The sequence below is a fragment of the Thalassospira sp. A40-3 genome (assembly GCF_015871485.1).
In the GTDB taxonomy this organism is placed as follows: domain Bacteria; phylum Pseudomonadota; class Alphaproteobacteria; order Rhodospirillales; family Thalassospiraceae; genus Thalassospira; species Thalassospira tepidiphila.
This window is the reverse complement of sequence record NZ_CP065428.1, coordinates 1,143,732-1,160,282: the sequence shown is the minus strand read 5'-3', so window position 1 is coordinate 1,160,282 and position 16,551 is coordinate 1,143,732. Positions and strand designations below refer to the sequence as shown.

Sequence of the window (16,551 nt, the reverse complement as noted above, 5' to 3'; positions counted from 1 at the left end):
CCTTTGGCTAGCGTTTCACGCGGATTTCAGGAATGCATCAATGGCGATGGCGGCCTGTTTGCCGTCTTCGACCGATTGAACAGTCAAATCTTCGCCACTCTTGATGCAGTCCCCACCGGCGAACACGCCCGGGGCGGTTGTCTGATAGTTTTTATCGACCACGATCTTGCCACCGGTGATCTCCATCCCGGCAAGGTCATCGGTTTTGATTTTCTGTCCGATGGCCTTCAAAATCTGGTCTGCACGCACTTCAAAGGTTTCGCCTGTGCCAACAAGTTTGCCACTGGCATCAAGTTCGGTTTTTTCGAACTCCATACCCATCAGCTTGCCATTGGCCTTGATTGCAACCGGCTTTGCCCAGTAACGCACAACAACGCCGTTGGTTTTGGCCAAATCCTGTTCGAACTCGGTCGCGGACATGTTTTCCGCACCCCGGCGATAAACAAGGGTCACTTCCTCAGCGCCCAGACGCTTGGCCTGTACCGCGGCATCGATTGCGGTGTTGCCACCGCCGATGACGATCACGTTGTTGCCAACCGGCATGTCGGATTTCGGTTCGGTCTGACGCAGTTTTTCGATGAAATTGATTGCATCATCAACGCCCGGGAAATCTTCGCCCTTAAGGCCAAGATCATTGGTCGAACCAAGGCCGACACCAACGAAGACGGCGTCGTATTTTGCCTTGAGGTCGGCAACGTTGATGTCCTTGCCAAGCACCTTGTTATATTCGATTTCAATCCCGCCAATGCCCAGAAGGAATTCAACTTCGCGCTGGGCGAAATCGTTGGTCATCTTATAAGCAGCCAGACCATATTCATTAAGCCCGCCCGGTTTCGGCTTGGCTTCGAACACGACAACGTCGTGGCCCAGCATCGCCGCACGGTGCGCGCATGAAAGGCCCGCCGGGCCGGCACCGACAACGGCAATGGTCTTGCCGGTTTTTGGCGCACGTTTGAACGGATGGGGCAAATCGCGCGCCATCAGATGATCAACCGCGTATCGTTGCAGGCTGCCGATCTCAACGGCGGTATCTTCGGCGACGTTACGAACGCAGGCCTCTTCGCACAGCACTTCGGTCGGGCAAGCCCGCGCACAGGTGCCGCCCATGATGTTGGCCGACAAAATGGTCTTTGCCGCCCCGTCCGGGTTGCCGGTGCTGATTTTCCGAATGAAGGATGGAATATCGATTGATGTCGGGCATGCGGTCACGCATGGCGCGTCATAGCAATACAGGCAGCGGTTGCTTTCCGCCATCGCCTGAAGCGTGGAATAGGCCGGATGCAGATCGGAAAAGCCGTCATCTGCGTCATTGTGACCAGCACCGCCATGAACGGCACCGGATTTTGAAGCTTGCTTGGCCTGCAAGGTGGTCATTTGTTTGTCTCCCTGCCAAAAAGGCGTCCTCTCCTGACGTCATCGAGAGACAAAACAAGAATGACATTACAATCGACCGCTGGCCAAAAATGATCGCAGCTATCGCGCGATCAGAATGCAATTATGGCGTTACGTGGACGGGCGGGCCCGACCAACTCAGGGTCTCTCGTACTGACATTCTTGGCGTATCCGTTCAGGCAATGCTGAACTGTTTCCCAGTATTTGATCTGCCGTGTGGTTATAGTTTCGGGGTTATCCCCGGTTGATACACGTGCAGATGCCTCTCTCTGACGGATACAGCATGTCCAATCCTGATCATTTGGTCAAGATTAAAAATCCGAATTCTTGGTTGGGTCGCAAAACACCTGCATCCACGCCGAAAAACCGGGGCCCGGCACCATCATATCCACATCGGATAGCAGCCCATTGGACATCCGGTATGTCCCTGATTTGGCAACATTTTGTGCTGGCTTTATTTAGACAAACTAAAGTAACGTCATCGGACAAACCCACTTCGGAAAGCCTTCGATGACCCTTGTAAACGATGCCACCGACACCCTGCCTGACCGTCAACCGTCGGTGCGTGCCGTTGCCATGCCGTCTGATACCAACCCGACCGGGGATATCTTTGGCGGCTGGTTGATGTCGCAAATGGACCTTGCCGCCGGAACCGCGGCCGCACGCCGGGCCAAGGGCAGAACCGCAACCGTCTTTGTCGACAGCATGTCGTTCCTGCGTCCGGTCCATGTCGGCGATGAAGTGTCGTTCTTCACCGAAATCATCCATGTCGGGCGCACATCCCTTCGCATCCATGTCCAGGCCTGGCGCCAGACCCGCTTTGAAGAAACATCCGATAAGGTGACCGAAGGTATCTTTACCTTTGTCGCGCTCGATGAGGCTGGTCGCCCCCGCCCGCTTGACCCCGATCCGGAAGACGCCTTGTCAGAGGCGTGATCAAGTCTCCGGGTCAAACATCCGAGCCAAGCAACGGACTTTGCAGATACGCCACAAGCAATTCACCGACCGCGACGAAGCTGTCGATATGAGCACGTTCATGCCCGTGCGATGCATCCAGCCCGAAACAGATCAATGATCCGCGCGCGTCATAGCCAGCTTCAATCCCGGCGGCCACGTCGCTTCGGTAAAACTTGAACACATCGCGGGAATGCTCAATGCCGTTTGCTTCGCACAGATCAAGCAAATGGCGATTAAGCTTGCGATCAAACGGGCCGGACATGTCCTTCATCGCAATGGTCACGCCATACTCGCTGGTGTTCTGCCCCGGTGCGAAGGTGCCGTTATCAACTGCCACCAGTTCGGCAATATCATCATCAAGAATATGTGGCGCGCCATGACCGACTTCTTCGGCAATGGTAAACAGGATTTTGCAATCGACCGGCAAGGATACCTTTCCCGTCACAAGCGCACGGACAGCCGCCAGAACAGCCGCCACACCCGCCTTGTCATCAAGATGGCGCGACACGACAAAGCCGCTGTCGGTAAATTCGGCATTGGTATCAATCGCAACCATATCCCCGACATTGATGCCAACGGCGCGCACGTCATCTCCGTTTGACACCCGCGCATCCAGACGCAGCTCAAGCTGTTCCCATGTAACCGGCTGGCTTTCGATTTCGGTGTTATAGGTATGGCCTGATGCCTTGATCGTCAGGATCGTGCCGCGTGTTGTTTTGCCGTTATCGGAATAGACCGTCACGCGCGCCCCTTCGGCAAAGCGCGAAGACCAATGCCCGATCATGGCGACTTCCAGTCGGCCATTATCCTTGATCTGTTTGACCATCGCGCCGAGCGTATCAAGATGGGCTGCGACCGCACGGTCGGATCCCTTGGCCTGACCCGGAATGACAGCCCGGATCGCCCCCCGCCGGGTCAGTTCAAACGATATTCCCATATCGCGCAACTCGTCACAGACGAAGTCCACGGCGCGCTCGGTCATGCCCGTCGGGCTGTCAATCGTCAGAAGCCTTGCCAGAACCGCACTGAGATATTGTCGATCAATATGGGTTTCAGACATGATACCCGTCCTTAAATTCCTAGATAATGTCGGCTCAAAGATCAGTGTTTGGTTGCGATACCCGAAAGCGCGCGCAATTCGGCACTGGGTGACAAGTCACGCGGCAGATCGATATTGCCCGACCGGAAAAAGCGGTTTTCGACCACCGCTTCCTGTTCTTCCATCAAACGTTGGGCGGCACACATGTGTTGATAGGTAACCGCACGCGCCGTTTCACCATCGCCCTTGCGAAGCGCTTCGATCAGGCGGAACTGATAGTTGCGCCCCGTTTCGCGCAGTTCGGTGTTGGGCTGATCATAAATCTTTTTGCAGACCGTCAAATTCATCAGCAAATCGATCATGAACCGGCAGATAAATGACAACAGCGGATTGGGGCAAAGCTCCACCAGAACCAGATGGAATTCCAGTTCCTTGATGCGTTGGCGTCGCGCTTCCTCGATCGAGGTCGGATGGCTTGCATACCATGTCATGACCTCTTCAAGCCTTTCAAAATCGTCCTCTTCCAGATGACCGATACAGGCCGCGGCCATTTCCGGTTCCAGCAAGATCCGAAGCTCGTAAATGTCGCGGATCGTCAGATCCTTGAAAAAGAAGTAATTGGCCAGAAGTTCGACCGCGCGTCCCTCGGACACGGTATCGATAAACGCCCCGCCGCCCGGTCCGGTCCGGGTTGCGATAATCCCCTGCGTTTCCATTGATTTCAGAGCTTCGCGCACGGTCCCCTTGGATGCGCCCAACAGTGTAATCAGTTCCGCTTCCTGTGGCAGACGCTCGCCCGGACGCAGCCCCGTTTGCGCGATATAGTCTTTCAGCGCGTCGGCAATGATATCGGAACGTTTACGCTCTCGCTTGCGCGGGCGTGTGGTCAGTTCCAAGTCCTGTTTCGGCCCCTTGATCGGGTTTTTTGTCATTTGTTTTTCCCTGTCGCGCCCAAACGCATTCCGGCCCCTATTCTATCCTTTTTCAGGACCTTGTCACCGGATTGAGCGGATGCAGACATGCCGCATCGTGGTTATCCAAGCCGTATTGTGCATCCGGGACGGTGGCAACACAATCATCCTGGGCCCGCGGGCAGCGTGGCGCAAAGGCACAGCCCGGCGGCGGGGCCAGCGGATCGGGCAATTCGGCACTGGCATCTTCGACCGTAAGGCCGCGTTTACCCGGTACTGGCGCACTATCAAGCAACAACCGGGTATAGGGATGCTGCGGCTTTTCAAACAATGCCCGTCCCGGCGCCTGTTCAACGACCCGGCCGAAATACATCACGGCCACCCGGTCACTGACTGCTTGGACCACGGAAAGGTCATGACTGATAAACACATAGGTCAGGCCAAATTGCGCCTTGAGTTCCGCCAGAAGGTTCAAAACCTGCGCCTGCACAGACACATCAAGTGCCGAGACCGGTTCATCAAGCACAATGATTTCCGGTTCTGCCGCAAGGGCGCGCGCAATGCCGATGCGCTGGGCCTGCCCGCCGGAAAACTCATGCGGGTAACGATCAAGAAATTCCGGACGCAGATTGACCGCATCCATCAATTCCTTCATCCGCTTATCGAGCGCATCGCCCGAAAGACCACGCAAATGACGCAAGGGGGCCGCCAGCGTTTCACGGACCAGCCTGCGCGGATTAAGCGAGCTGATCGGATCCTGAAAGACATACTGGATGCGCTTGGACAAGGCGTGGCGATCCTGGGCGATCAGATCATTCATATCCGATCCGGTCAGGGTAATATTGCCCTCTGTCGGGCGATCCAGCCCGACCAGCATGCGGGCCAGTGTTGACTTGCCACAACCTGATTCCCCGACAATGCCCAATGTTTCACCCTTGCGCACCGCCACATCAATGCCGCGCACGGCATAGACCATGGGTTTCGGCCCGCCCAAAATCGTGCGGCCGCCGCCAAAGGTGCGCACAAGGTCGCTGGTTTGCAAAACGACGTCAGACGTCTCAGACATTTGCCGCCTCCATCGGTTTGATACAGCGCACACCATGGCCGTCGCCCAAATCATCAAAGCTGATCTCACCAACCCGGCATTTATCCTCTGCCCGTTCGCAGCGATCAGCAAAGGCACACCCGGCTGGCAGGTTGTTAACGGCCGGTGGCAATCCCGGAATAGCCGCAGTGCGACGGTCCGGCTCACCCAGACGCGGCACGCAGTCAATCAGACGCTTGGTATAGGGATGCGCCGGATGGCCAAGAACCTGTTCGGTCGTGCCCATTTCAACAATGCGTCCGGCATACATCACCGCCACCCGGTCACAAATTTCCGACACCACGCCAAAATCATGGGTGATGAACAGGACCGAAGTCCCGTGATCGGTGCGCAAATTGTTCATCAATTTCAAAATCTGCGCCTGCACGGTGACATCAAGGGCCGTCGTCGGTTCATCGGCGATGATAAGTTGCGGCTCATTGGCAAGGGCCATGGCAATGCCGACACGCTGGCGCATACCGCCCGAAAGTTGATGGGGATAGTTTTCCGCCCGGCGTTCCGGGTTGGGAATACGCACCATGCCCAAAAGCTTAACCGCCTTGGCCCAGGCATCCTTGTAGCTCATGGCGTTATGGGCGCGGATCGCCTCGACCAGCTGATCGCCAATGGAAAACAGCGGATGCAGCGTTGAAAGCGGATCCTGGAATACATAGGCCGCCTTGCCACCGCGAATGTCGCGGACCTCGCGTTCGGACATGTCAAACACGTCCTTGCCATCAAACATCACCCGGCCCCCGGCAATCGTGCCGGGTGGCGATGCCACAAGCCCCAAAAGCGAAAGTGCGGTTACCGATTTGCCGGACCCGGACTCGCCCACCAGACCAACGCATTCATTCTTGCCGACCGAGAAACTGACACCACCCACGGCCTTGTAGGTGTCATCTCCCAGAACGAATTCGGTGCGAAGTTCGTCAACGGCCAGAACGGTGTCATCGTCAACCGGATGACCTGTGCCCTCGTCGCTGCGATCAATCTTGGTCATGGGCGCCGGACGTGCGAGCGCGCCCGATTTCAAACGCGGATCAAGCACATCACGGATGCCATCACCCAGCAAGTTGATGCTCATCACCAGAATAAAGATCATCGCACCGGGAATGGCCGAAAGGTGCTGGGCGGTCGTGATCAGTTTGCGCCCCTCGCCCAGCATGGAGCCAAGGTCGGCCTGTGGCGGCTGCGCACCAAGCCCCAAAAAGCTCAAACCTGCCGTCTCAAGGATCATCCAGCCGACCGTGGTCGAAATCGTAATCACGATCACCGGCATGACATTTGGCAGGATTTCCGTCACCAAGATACGGATATGCCCCTTGCCAGACAGCTTGGCGGCATCAACGAATTCACGATGCGCAATACCCACCGTCACACCGCGAATGTTCCGCGCAAAGAACGGAATATTGACGACCGCAATCGCATAAAGCGCATTCATCAGACCCGGTCCAAGGGCTGCGACAATCGCCAGTGCCAGAAGGATATAGGGAAAGGCCATCAACATATCGATGCCGCGCATCATGATGTTGTCTGTCCGCCCGCCGAAATAGCCCGACACAATCCCGATGGTCGATCCGAACAGGGCCGCCACCAGGGATGCCGAGATCCCGACCGCAAGACTGACCCGTGTGCCCCAAAGCAAACGCGACAAGAGATCACGTCCCAAATGATCCGTGCCCAGAAAATGCCCCTCCGAGAAAGGCGGCAACAAACGTTGCGCCGGGTCGGTCACATCCGGATCGGGCAGCGGAAGGATCGGCGTGATCAAGACAAGCGCGATGACAAGGGCAAGGATCGCAGCCCCCATCAGGGCCAGCTGATTACGCGCCAAAAGCTTAAACGCCGAGGGCCGCGCAGAACGCTTTTTGGCTTTGATATCCGGTGCTGTTGCTGTGTTGCTGGTCATGCCTTCACCCTCGGATCAAGCAGATGCTGCAACACATCGGCAAACAGATTGAAAAGAACATAGCTGCCCGCGACCAGAACCACGCCTCCCTGTACAAGCAGGATATCACGGGTCGAAATCGCATTGACCAGCATGCGACCAATTCCGGGCCACTGGAACACGGTTTCAATATAAACCGCCCCGCCCAGAACAAAGCCCGCCTGCACCCCGATCACCGGAATGACATTCACCAGTGCTGCCTTGAAGGCATGGCGATAAATCACACGGTTTTCATCAAGCCCCTTGGCGCGCGCTGTGCGAATGAAATCCTGACGCAGGACTTCAAGCATGTTTGATCGGGTCAACCGGGCAATAATCCCGGTCGCCACCACGGCAAGCGTGACCGACGGTAAAATCAAATGGCGGATCAGATCGGGCAAATCCCCACCACCATAAATCGCATACATGCCGCTGACCGGAAGCCACCGCAATTCAACGGCAAAGAACATCATCAATAAAAGACCCAGCCAGAAACTGGGCACGGAAATGCCAATCAGGACCGCAAAGGTCAGCGCCTTGTCCGCCCAGCCATATTGACGCACGGCGGAAATTACCCCGGTCAAAAGGCCAAAAATCGTACAGAGGACAAGCGACGTACCCGCAAGGATTAGGGTCGCGCCAAACCGTTCAAGGATTTCATCCAGAACCGGCCGGTTCAGGCTATAGGATCGCCCGAAATCGCCCTGAAGCATATTGGTCAGCCAGATCCAGTATTGTTCGACCATGGTTTTGTCCAAACCAAGATCGGCACGCAACTTCTCGACATTGTCCGGCGTGGCATAGGATCCAAGGATCGCCAATGCCGGATCGCCAGGGATCATCGACATAATCAGAAAAACGATCACGGTCAGGCCCAGTAAAACCGGCACCATCAGGATCAATCGACGTAAAATATAGACGTGCATGGCAAGGCTCGTCTGGCTATGTGCGGGAAATGGGATTTAAACCAAAAATGCCGGGGCTGGCAGGCCATGCCCCGGCATTGATGTATCAGATCAGTTCTTTACGACATCATCAAGCAGCAGGAAGAAGGACGGCTGCAATTTGAAACCATCCACCAGCGTGCTTGAAACCGCATTCTGTTTCCAGTTTGCGATAAAGGCCCATGGCGCATCGTCATAGACGATTTCCTGCATTTCGCGATACAGCTTGGCACGTTCGGCCTGATCGGTCGAAGAGCGGGCTGCTTCAAGAAGTTTGTCCACTTCCGGGTTGGAATAGTACCCCGAATTGAAGCCACCCTTGTCCGGCCACGCATCGGTGCGCAGCGCCAGATATGGCAGGGTGTCGGGATCGTTGGTCATCCATGCCATTTCTGCCATGTCCGCCTTGCCTTCAAGACCCGGGTTCACCTTGCCAAGGAAGGTGTTCCATTCGTAGGTCTCAATTGCAACCGTCAAGCCAACCTGTGCCAGATCAGCCTGAATGGCTGCCCCCATCGGGACCGGATCAAGCATACCCGAGCCACCTTCGGTGACATAGAAGGTAACTTCTGCCCCTTCGGCGCCAGCTTCCTTGATCAGTTGTTTGGCCTTTTCCACATCATGCGGATAAGGCTGGAGCTGTTCGTTATAAGCCCATGCAAAGGCAGGCGGGGTCGGACCCGATGCGATTTCAGCCGTGCCCTGAAGCACGTTTTCCACCAATGCCTTTTTATCAATCGCATAGTTGATCGCCTGACGGACTTTCTTGTCCTGGAACGGGCCTTCTTTCAGATTGAGGATCAGGAACCACAAGTGCGGGCCTGCCTGTTCATAGACGCTGAAGTTATCGTCGCCCGCAAGCTGGGTCAGGCTGTCTGGCGGGACTTCGACCATCAGGTCAATACCACCAGCCATCAATTCGGCCACACGGGTGTTGGCATCCGTGATCGGACGGAACACAACTGCTTCAAGCTTGGCAGGATCTTCCCAGTAATCGTCGTTGCGTACGACAACCACCTTGGCGTTGCTTTCCCATTCGGCAAATTTGAACGGACCGGTGCCCACCGGGCTGCGGCCAAAGTCTGCCCCGTTTTCCGCAACAGCCGTCGGCGAAACAATCAGGCCGGTCGGATAGGCAAGGTTGGACAGGAACGGCGCATAAGGTGCGTTCAGCTGGAACTTGACGGTCAGGTCATCGACGACTTCGACCTCTTCCACCGCGCTAAAGAAGAAGGCAAGCGGGAAAGGACCGGTGTCATGTTCAGGATGATTTTCATCAAGCATGCGGTCAAAATTGTATTTGACCGCCTCGGCATTGAATGGTGTGCCGTCATGGAAGGTCACATCATCCCGCAGATTGAAAGTGTAAACCGTGCCGTCATCTGAGATCGTCCAGCTTTCTGCAAGGGCGGGCTCGGCTTCGAGCGTGCCGTCCTTGTAGCGGACCAGACCATCATAAACATTCATCAGAATGCGGAAATCATTCACGGCGGTCACTGCCGCCGGATCAAGTGATTTGGGCTCTGCAATCTGACCGACCACCAGGACACCCGGTGGCGTCTGGGCTTCGGCCGGGCCGAAACCGATTGCGGAAACCGCAAGGGTTGCTGCTGCAAGCACCCCTTTAAACAGGCTTTTCATTCAAGCCTCCCATGTTGAAACCTTCCTGTTACCCCCGGCTCATACCGAACCGACCGACAACGCACCGTATGTGAGGTGTTCTTTTTGATTGGACGTTTCCTGAATTCCGAACCCGTTGTCGATGCTTTCGGATGTCACGGTTGCAAAACCTATTTATAATGATAAATTCGAATTCGGCAATTATTTATCATGATAAATTTAGGACAGCACATTCAACAAGCTGTCTGACAGGCGGGAAACATGACCTTCACAATCGTCGCCAGAGACCCGAAAACCAATGCACTTGGCATCGCCAGCGCAACGGGAAATCTGGCCGTTGGCGGGTTTGTCCCGCATATTGCGCCGGGTATTGGTGCCATCGCCACACAGGGTTTCTCGACCAATTTTTGGTACGGCATCAATGGTCTGGCACTGCTTGAACAAGGAAAATCTGCGGAGTCGGTCCGAGAAAAACTGACCGGCGATGACGATGGTCGCAATTGGCGACAATTGATCGTCCTTGACCAGACTGGTGAAACGGCTGTCTGGACGGGGGATAAAAACCGATCAGAAACCGCCGATATCACCGAGCGTGATTTGGCGATTGCCGGAAATATGCTGGCCCACAGCAATGTACCCGATGCCATGCGTGAAAAGTTCACCATGATGCGCAAGGCACAAGAGCCATTTGAAAAATGCATTCTCGAAGCGCTCGTCGCAGGTTTCAAGGCCGGGGGTGATGTGCGTGGCACAACATCGGCAGTGATCAAGGTCATGACGCCAAACCGCCTGCCCCTTGATCTGCGTGTTGATGATCATTCTGATCCCGTGCACGAACTGATGCGCCTGTATGGCAAAACACAGGACCCGGAATACCGTTACTTCTTTGATCGTCTGCCGACGCCTGACAAACCTCACCAATACTAGAACCAGGGCAAAAATCGCCATGCTTGGCCAACTGATCTTTGACCGCCTTGAAGAGGCCGCCATCCACAGCCAACCCAGTCCGGGTGTTACCCGTCTGTTCTTGAGTGACGAACACCGCGCCGTCACGCCGCTGATCCGCGATTGGATGACCAGGGCGGGCCTTGTCAGTGAAATTGACGCCGCAGGCAATATTGTCGGGCGTGATCAAAAGGCGCTGGATGGCGCGCCTACCCTGATTATGGGATCCCATCAGGACACTGTTGTTTCAGGCGGAAAATATGACGGAATGCTGGGCGTTGCCCTGCCAATTGCGGTGATCGAACAACTCAATAAATCAGGGATCGACTTGCCCTTCGGCATCGAAATTGTCGCCTTTGGCGATGAAGAAGGTACGCGCTTTCAATCAACACTCGTCGGTTCTCGGGCGCTGGCGGGCAAACATGACCCGAAATCGCTGGAGGCCACCGATGATAAAGGCATCTCTGTTGCCGATGCCTTGCGCGCATTTGGCTGTAGGCCCGAAGATATCGCAGGCCTCAAACGTGACAAGGCCAATGTACTGGGCTTTATCGAAACCCATATCGAACAGGGCCCGGTTCTTGAAAAACGTGATCTGCCCGTTGGCGTTGTTACCGCACTGACCGGCATTGAACGCCACCGCATCCGTATTCAGGGCAAGGCCAGCCATGCGGGAACAACCCCGATGAATGACCGACACGATGCCTTGGTGGCAGCCGCCGATGTCATCCATCAGGTAGAAGGCATCTGTTCGATGACCGATGGCATGGTCGGTGTCGTCGGCAAGATCGAAGTCAGCCCGAATGCCGTCAATGTCATTCCCGATCATGTCGATCTGACCATCGAACTGCGCGCACCTGAACGGATCGTTCGGGTCAATGGTCGCGGACAAATCCTGTCGGCACTGCCCAATATCGCGACCAATCGCCGTGTGGAAATATCGGCCGACCTGACCTATGAGGCCGAAGGCGTGCCGTGCGCCAACTGGATCATGGATGGGCTGGGTCAGGCAATTGGTGAACAGGGCATAAAACCCTTTCGGCTGTTTAGCGGGGCTGGCCATGACGGACTTGCCATGCATGACCTGTGCGACATTGGCATGTTGTTTGTGCGGTGTCGCGACGGGCTAAGCCACCATCCCGACGAAGCCGTCACGCCCGAGGATATCAATGTTGCCGCCCGCGTTTTGATCGACTTCCTGCAAATGGTCGGCCCTATCAAAGGAATTTCTGGCACAGAAACGGCCTGATCAATCCGGTCGACCCACTTTTTTTAAGCGTTCATACAAAACATTCCCGCGCGCGCCGAAAAATTCGGCGCGTTTTATTTTGTTTGGGCGGCAAATAACACGCCAAAACAGAACATCTTATTTTTATATATCAACTTTTTGGCGAATTCGTTTCAGTTTTATGTATCATTCCCCGATGTCGTTTCACTTGGCGCTGGAAATGAAATTCGGGGGAACCGTCGTGTGCTGGTGTCAGGGATTAGGGGCAGGATCTATTAATTTGGTTTGAATGGCAGTGCTTATATTTGTGAAATCCAAGGAAAAGCCCGCTGGGCGGGTTGGTATCCCGCTCAAGGGATTTGACGCGGGAGTTCGCAAATATAAGCACTGTCCTTCGGATCGACCGAATTTGCACGGGCTACTTTGTCGCAAAAACTTGAAAGATATATATCTTCCTGCGTTTTCGCTTCGCGTATCCGCTCAAATTTGGTCGACCATTCGAAACAAATTAATAGGTCCTGCCCCTAAAGCGACATGGTACAGGCCGACACCTGTATTGCGAGAGGAAGTGGGAGAGTCTTATCCGACATTTCAGTCTCTGATCAGGAGAAGCACATGACCGATCAGCCAATTCTTGTGGGCTATGACGGAACAGATGCAGCACAGCGTGCCGTGGAATTCGCGGGCAAACGCGCAACAGCCGAAGGCTGCGCCATTCATCTGGTTTACGTTCTTGAATGGTCCCCCTACAGCTTCCTGTCGACACAGGAACTTGAAGAACGCCATCAAAGGCGAACAGAAGAACTGTCGCGGGCGGAGGAAACCCTCAAGCCCGCGTTGGACGCGCTTAACAAACTTAAAATACCGGTAACTTCGGAAGTCCGCTACGGCCATTCCGGCGAATTGATCTGCAAGATCGCCGAAGACAAAGGCGCCTGTCAGATCATCGTCGGCAGGAAGGGTGGATCGACATTGAGCGCGCGGCTGCTGGGCAGTTTGCCGCTTACCCTGGTTCAGGCATCGCCTGTTCCGGTCACTGTCGTTCCGTAAGGCAATCACGAAGTTAAACCGGAGAACCATCATGTTCTGGAAAAAGACAGCAGCGGCCAGCGCCGTTGCAATGATATCGGCCACCCTGCCGCAAATCGCACTTGCGCAGGAAGTCGGCCTTGATGAAAGAATCAATCAGGCGATCGCACCGATTTCTAACGTGATTGCCGGCACCATGTTCTATTCCGTGCCGATTGCCGGCACAGAATTTCCCCTTATTGTCGGCTGGCTTGTTGTTGCCGCCACCATTTTCACGCTTTATTTCGGCTTTGTTCAGTTCCGTCGATTTGGCCATGCCATTGCGCTGGTCAAGGGCGACTATTCCCACCCCGAAGATGCCGGTGAAGTTTCGCACTTTCAGGCCCTTGCCACCGCCCTTTCGGGCACGGTCGGGCTTGGCAATATTGCCGGTGTCGCAGTCGCCGTTTCCATTGGCGGACCGGGGGCAACATTCTGGATGATCCTGGCCGGACTTTTGGGCATGGCATCGAAATTCACAGAATGTACGCTGGGCGTTAAATACCGTAACGAATATGACGACGGGCGCGTTTCGGGGGGCCCGATGTATTACCTGTCCAAGGGCATGGCTGAAAAAGGCAAACCGGGATTGGGCAAGGTCTTGGCCGTGGTTTTTTCGATCTGTTGTATTGGTGGCGCTGTTGGCGGCGGCAATATGTTTCAGGCCAATCAGGCCTTCCAGCAGGTAGTCAATGTCACAGGCGGGGAAAACAGCTTTTTGGCCGGATCGGGCTGGCTCTTTGGCCTAGTCATGGCAATCATTGTTGGCGTCGTGATCATTGGCGGCATCAAATCCATCGCCAAGGTGACCGAAAAGATCGTGCCACTTATGGCCGTGATTTACGTCACCGCCGGCATGATCATTATCCTGTCGAACATCACCATGGTCGGTGATGCCTTTGCCCAGATTTTTGTCGGTGCCTTTACCGGTGCCGGTGTTGCCGGCGGTGTGATCGGTGCATTGATCCAGGGCTTCAAACGTGCAGCCTTCTCGAACGAGGCCGGCATTGGCTCAGCCGCCATCGCCCACGCAGCCGTTCGCACCAAGGAACCGGTGACAGAGGGTTATGTCGCCCTTCTTGAACCGTTCATTGATACGGTGGTGATCTGCACCATGACCGCCCTTGTGATCACCATCAGTGGCGAGTTGAATTCTGGTCTGACCGGGGTTGAGCTGACCTCGGCCGCGTTTGCATCGGCCTTTACATGGTTCCCGCTGATCCTTGCACTGGCGGTTGTGCTGTTTGCCTTTTCGACCATGCTGTCTTGGTCCTATTACGGGCTTAAAAGCTGGACCTATCTGGTCGGTGAAGGCAAGGGCAAGGAGATCATTTTCAAACTGTTCTTCTGCCTGTGCGTGATCGTCGGTGCGTCCATGAGCCTCGGTCCCGTGATTGATTTCTCGGATTCCATGATCTTTGCCATGGCGATCCCCAATATCATCGGCCTTTATTTCCTGATGCCGGTGGTGCGCGGGGAGGTCAAACAATACTGGGCCAAGATCGAAAGCGGCGAGATCAAGAAGGTCAAGTAAGCCAAACTTTGAAACGATTCCAAACACCCCTGCCCCTTGGCGGGGGTGTTTTGCTTGGCGCCCTGCAAGTCCGGCATGGCAGATCATCACGGCCATAGCTATGCAAGGCTTGTGAAATATGCGATTTTAATCGGCACAGGCAGCAGGCTGTGATAGAAGCCGCGCCAGAGAGATTTCCCGCAGACGACCAAAAGAAAAGACCCGCAAGTGATGAGTAATCAATCGCGCCGTTCCGAATTGCTGATGCCCGCAGGCTCGCTCGAAAAGCTGAAAGTTGCTGTGCTCTATGGAGCAGACGCCGTTTACATGGGCACGCCGGACCTGTCGCTGCGCGTTAAAAGCCAGATGTCACTCGATGACGTGGTCGAGGGCATCGACTTTGCCCACAGCCATGGTGTGCGCGTTTACCTCACACTGAACCTGTTTTCGCATAATAAGGACATCGACAAGCTTCCGGAATATGTCGATACCGTGCGCAAGGTCCGCCCGGATGGCCTGATCGTTGCCGATCCGGGTGTGTTCATGTTTGTCCGCGAACATGCGCCAGAACTTGATTTGCATGTCTCGACACAGGCAAACGTATGTTCCTGGCAGAGTGTCAAATTCTGGCAGAGCATCGGAGCCAAGCTGGTCGTTCTCGGGCGTGAAGTTTCCTATGAGGAACTGACCGAAATCCGCGAAAAATGCCAGGACATCAAGATCGAGGCATTCGTGCATGGCTCGATGTGCATGACCTATTCCGGTCGCTGCCTGCTGTCGAACTTCATGGCCGAACGTGGGGCGAACCAGGGGGCATGTGCCAACAGCTGCCGCTGGAAATACAAAGTCCACATGAAGCTTAAGGACGGCACGGTCAAGGAACTCAAACTGACCGAGGAAAACTTGGAAATGTTTGACTTCTTCCTCGAAGAAGACATGCGTCCGGGCGAGCTGATGGAAATTCAGGAAGACGAGCGCGGATCGTACATCCTGAACTCGCGCGATCTGTGCATCATGCCGAAGCTTGAGGATTACCTGAAAATCGGTGTCGACAGCCTCAAGGTCGAAGGCCGCGGCAAAAGCCCGTATTACGCCGGTCTCGTTGCCCGTGCATACCGCATGGCGATTGATGACTGGTACAAGGATCCGGAAAACTGGTCGGCCGAAGAATACATGAAGGAACTGGCGACCATCCCGAACCGCGGTTACACGCTGGCCTTCCATGACGGGCGCCTGACCAACTACGCACATGGCTATGACAGCAACACCAATGTGTCGGATTGGGAATTTGCCGGAATGATCGAGGAAGTCGAAGACGACGCCTTTATCATGTCGGTCAAAAACCGCATGTTGCCCGGCGATGTGATCGAAATCGTGCCGCCGCGTACGCGCCAGACGATCTTCATCCGCATGTATGAATTCATCGATGCCAAAACCGGCAAGGTCGGCGAAGCGGTGCATGCCAATACCCATCCGCGCATCCGCCTTCCGTTCAGCCTGTTTGAACAGGAAGACCCGGAATTCCTGAAACGCGAAATCCTGCCGATGACCATCGTGCGCAAGGAAAAGGCGCTTTCGGAAGACGAGTGGCAACGCCTGAAACTTGATCAGGAAGGCCACAAGATCGAGATGGGCAAAGGCAACGAAGAACGCTATGACGCGAAACGCGAAGCGCTTCAGACCGCCCTTGATGATCGTCAGAAGGAACGCTCCTTCCGCACCCCGCGTGTTGGCACCAAGGGCTGCTGTGGCCGGGGTTGCAATGGCTGCCTGATCTTCTGGCACGATGAGAGCTACGCCAAGGCGCGCGAAATTCTTGCCAAGCGCAAACAGGGCGAGATGCTTGAAAAAGACGGCAAGACGATTGCTGCTGAATAAGCAGCCCACCTATCGCAAAGACAAAAACGGCAGCATTCGATT

The 16,551-nt window shown here is 55.2% G+C and carries 13 protein-coding genes; 6 read left to right on the top strand and 7 right to left on the bottom strand.

The window, feature by feature from the left end; genetic code table 11:
• Positions 1-15: 15 nt before the first annotated feature.
• Positions 16-1,374 carry an NAD(P)-dependent oxidoreductase gene (locus IT893_RS05215; protein ID WP_197147081.1) on the bottom strand — a complete coding sequence of 453 codons (1,359 nt, stop codon included), beginning with the start codon at positions 1,372-1,374 and terminating at the stop codon, positions 16-18.
• A gap of 528 nt (positions 1,375-1,902) precedes the next feature.
• Here IT893_RS05215 and IT893_RS05210 point away from each other — a divergent pair.
• The gene (locus IT893_RS05210) at positions 1,903-2,328 is read left to right on the top strand and encodes an acyl-CoA thioesterase (RefSeq protein ID WP_120226549.1); all 426 of its coding nucleotides are present in this window, start codon (positions 1,903-1,905) and stop codon (positions 2,326-2,328) included.
• A gap of 13 nt (positions 2,329-2,341) precedes the next feature.
• Here IT893_RS05210 and IT893_RS05205 read toward each other — a convergent pair whose 3' ends face one another.
• From IT893_RS05205 to IT893_RS05180, 6 genes are all read right to left on the bottom strand, one after another.
• A complete protein-coding gene (locus tag IT893_RS05205) occupies positions 2,342-3,409 on the bottom strand; it encodes an osmoprotectant NAGGN system M42 family peptidase (protein ID WP_197147080.1) in 1,068 nt (355 codons plus the stop codon).
• Positions 3,410-3,450: 41 nt separating this feature from the next.
• Entirely contained in the window at positions 3,451-4,320 is an 870-nt protein-coding gene (locus tag IT893_RS05200) for a FadR/GntR family transcriptional regulator (protein ID WP_064788377.1), read from the bottom strand.
• A gap of 52 nt (positions 4,321-4,372) precedes the next feature.
• The gene (locus tag IT893_RS05195) at positions 4,373-5,365 is read right to left on the bottom strand and encodes an ABC transporter ATP-binding protein (RefSeq protein ID WP_197147079.1); all 993 of its coding nucleotides are present in this window, start codon (positions 5,363-5,365) and stop codon (positions 4,373-4,375) included.
• Complete coding sequence (locus IT893_RS05190; protein WP_197147078.1) at positions 5,358-7,295, bottom strand: dipeptide/oligopeptide/nickel ABC transporter permease/ATP-binding protein; 1,938 nt, start codon at positions 7,293-7,295, stop codon at positions 5,358-5,360. Before IT893_RS05190 ends, IT893_RS05195 begins: the two co-directional genes overlap by 8 nt.
• Positions 7,292-8,239 carry an ABC transporter permease gene (locus IT893_RS05185; RefSeq protein ID WP_062955687.1) on the bottom strand — a complete coding sequence of 316 codons (948 nt, stop codon included), beginning with the start codon at positions 8,237-8,239 and terminating at the stop codon, positions 7,292-7,294. The genes IT893_RS05190 and IT893_RS05185 overlap by 4 nt, the downstream gene beginning before the upstream one ends.
• A gap of 90 nt (positions 8,240-8,329) precedes the next feature.
• The gene (locus tag IT893_RS05180) at positions 8,330-9,898 is read right to left on the bottom strand and encodes an ABC transporter substrate-binding protein (protein WP_197147077.1); all 1,569 of its coding nucleotides are present in this window, start codon (positions 9,896-9,898) and stop codon (positions 8,330-8,332) included.
• Between the two features lie 240 nt (positions 9,899-10,138).
• On the opposite strand from IT893_RS05180, the gene IT893_RS05175 reads away from it, so the two are divergent.
• The 5 genes from IT893_RS05175 (at position 10,139) to IT893_RS05155 (ending at position 16,509) form a co-directional block, all read left to right on the top strand.
• Complete coding sequence (locus tag IT893_RS05175) at positions 10,139-10,804, top strand: DUF1028 domain-containing protein (RefSeq protein ID WP_197147076.1); 666 nt, start codon at positions 10,139-10,141, stop codon at positions 10,802-10,804.
• A 19-nt stretch (positions 10,805-10,823) separates the two neighbouring features.
• Entirely contained in the window at positions 10,824-12,071 is a 1,248-nt protein-coding gene (locus tag IT893_RS05170; RefSeq protein WP_197147075.1) for an allantoate amidohydrolase, read from the top strand.
• Between the two features lie 594 nt (positions 12,072-12,665).
• On the top strand, positions 12,666-13,100 hold the full coding sequence (locus IT893_RS05165; protein ID WP_064781861.1) for a universal stress protein: 435 nt from the start codon (positions 12,666-12,668) through the stop codon (positions 13,098-13,100).
• A gap of 31 nt (positions 13,101-13,131) precedes the next feature.
• Entirely contained in the window at positions 13,132-14,652 is a 1,521-nt protein-coding gene (locus tag IT893_RS05160; RefSeq protein WP_197147074.1) for a sodium:alanine symporter family protein, read from the top strand.
• A 210-nt stretch (positions 14,653-14,862) separates the two neighbouring features.
• A complete protein-coding gene (locus IT893_RS05155; RefSeq protein WP_008890140.1) occupies positions 14,863-16,509 on the top strand; it encodes a U32 family peptidase C-terminal domain-containing protein in 1,647 nt (548 codons plus the stop codon).
• Positions 16,510-16,551: the final 42 nt, after the last annotated feature.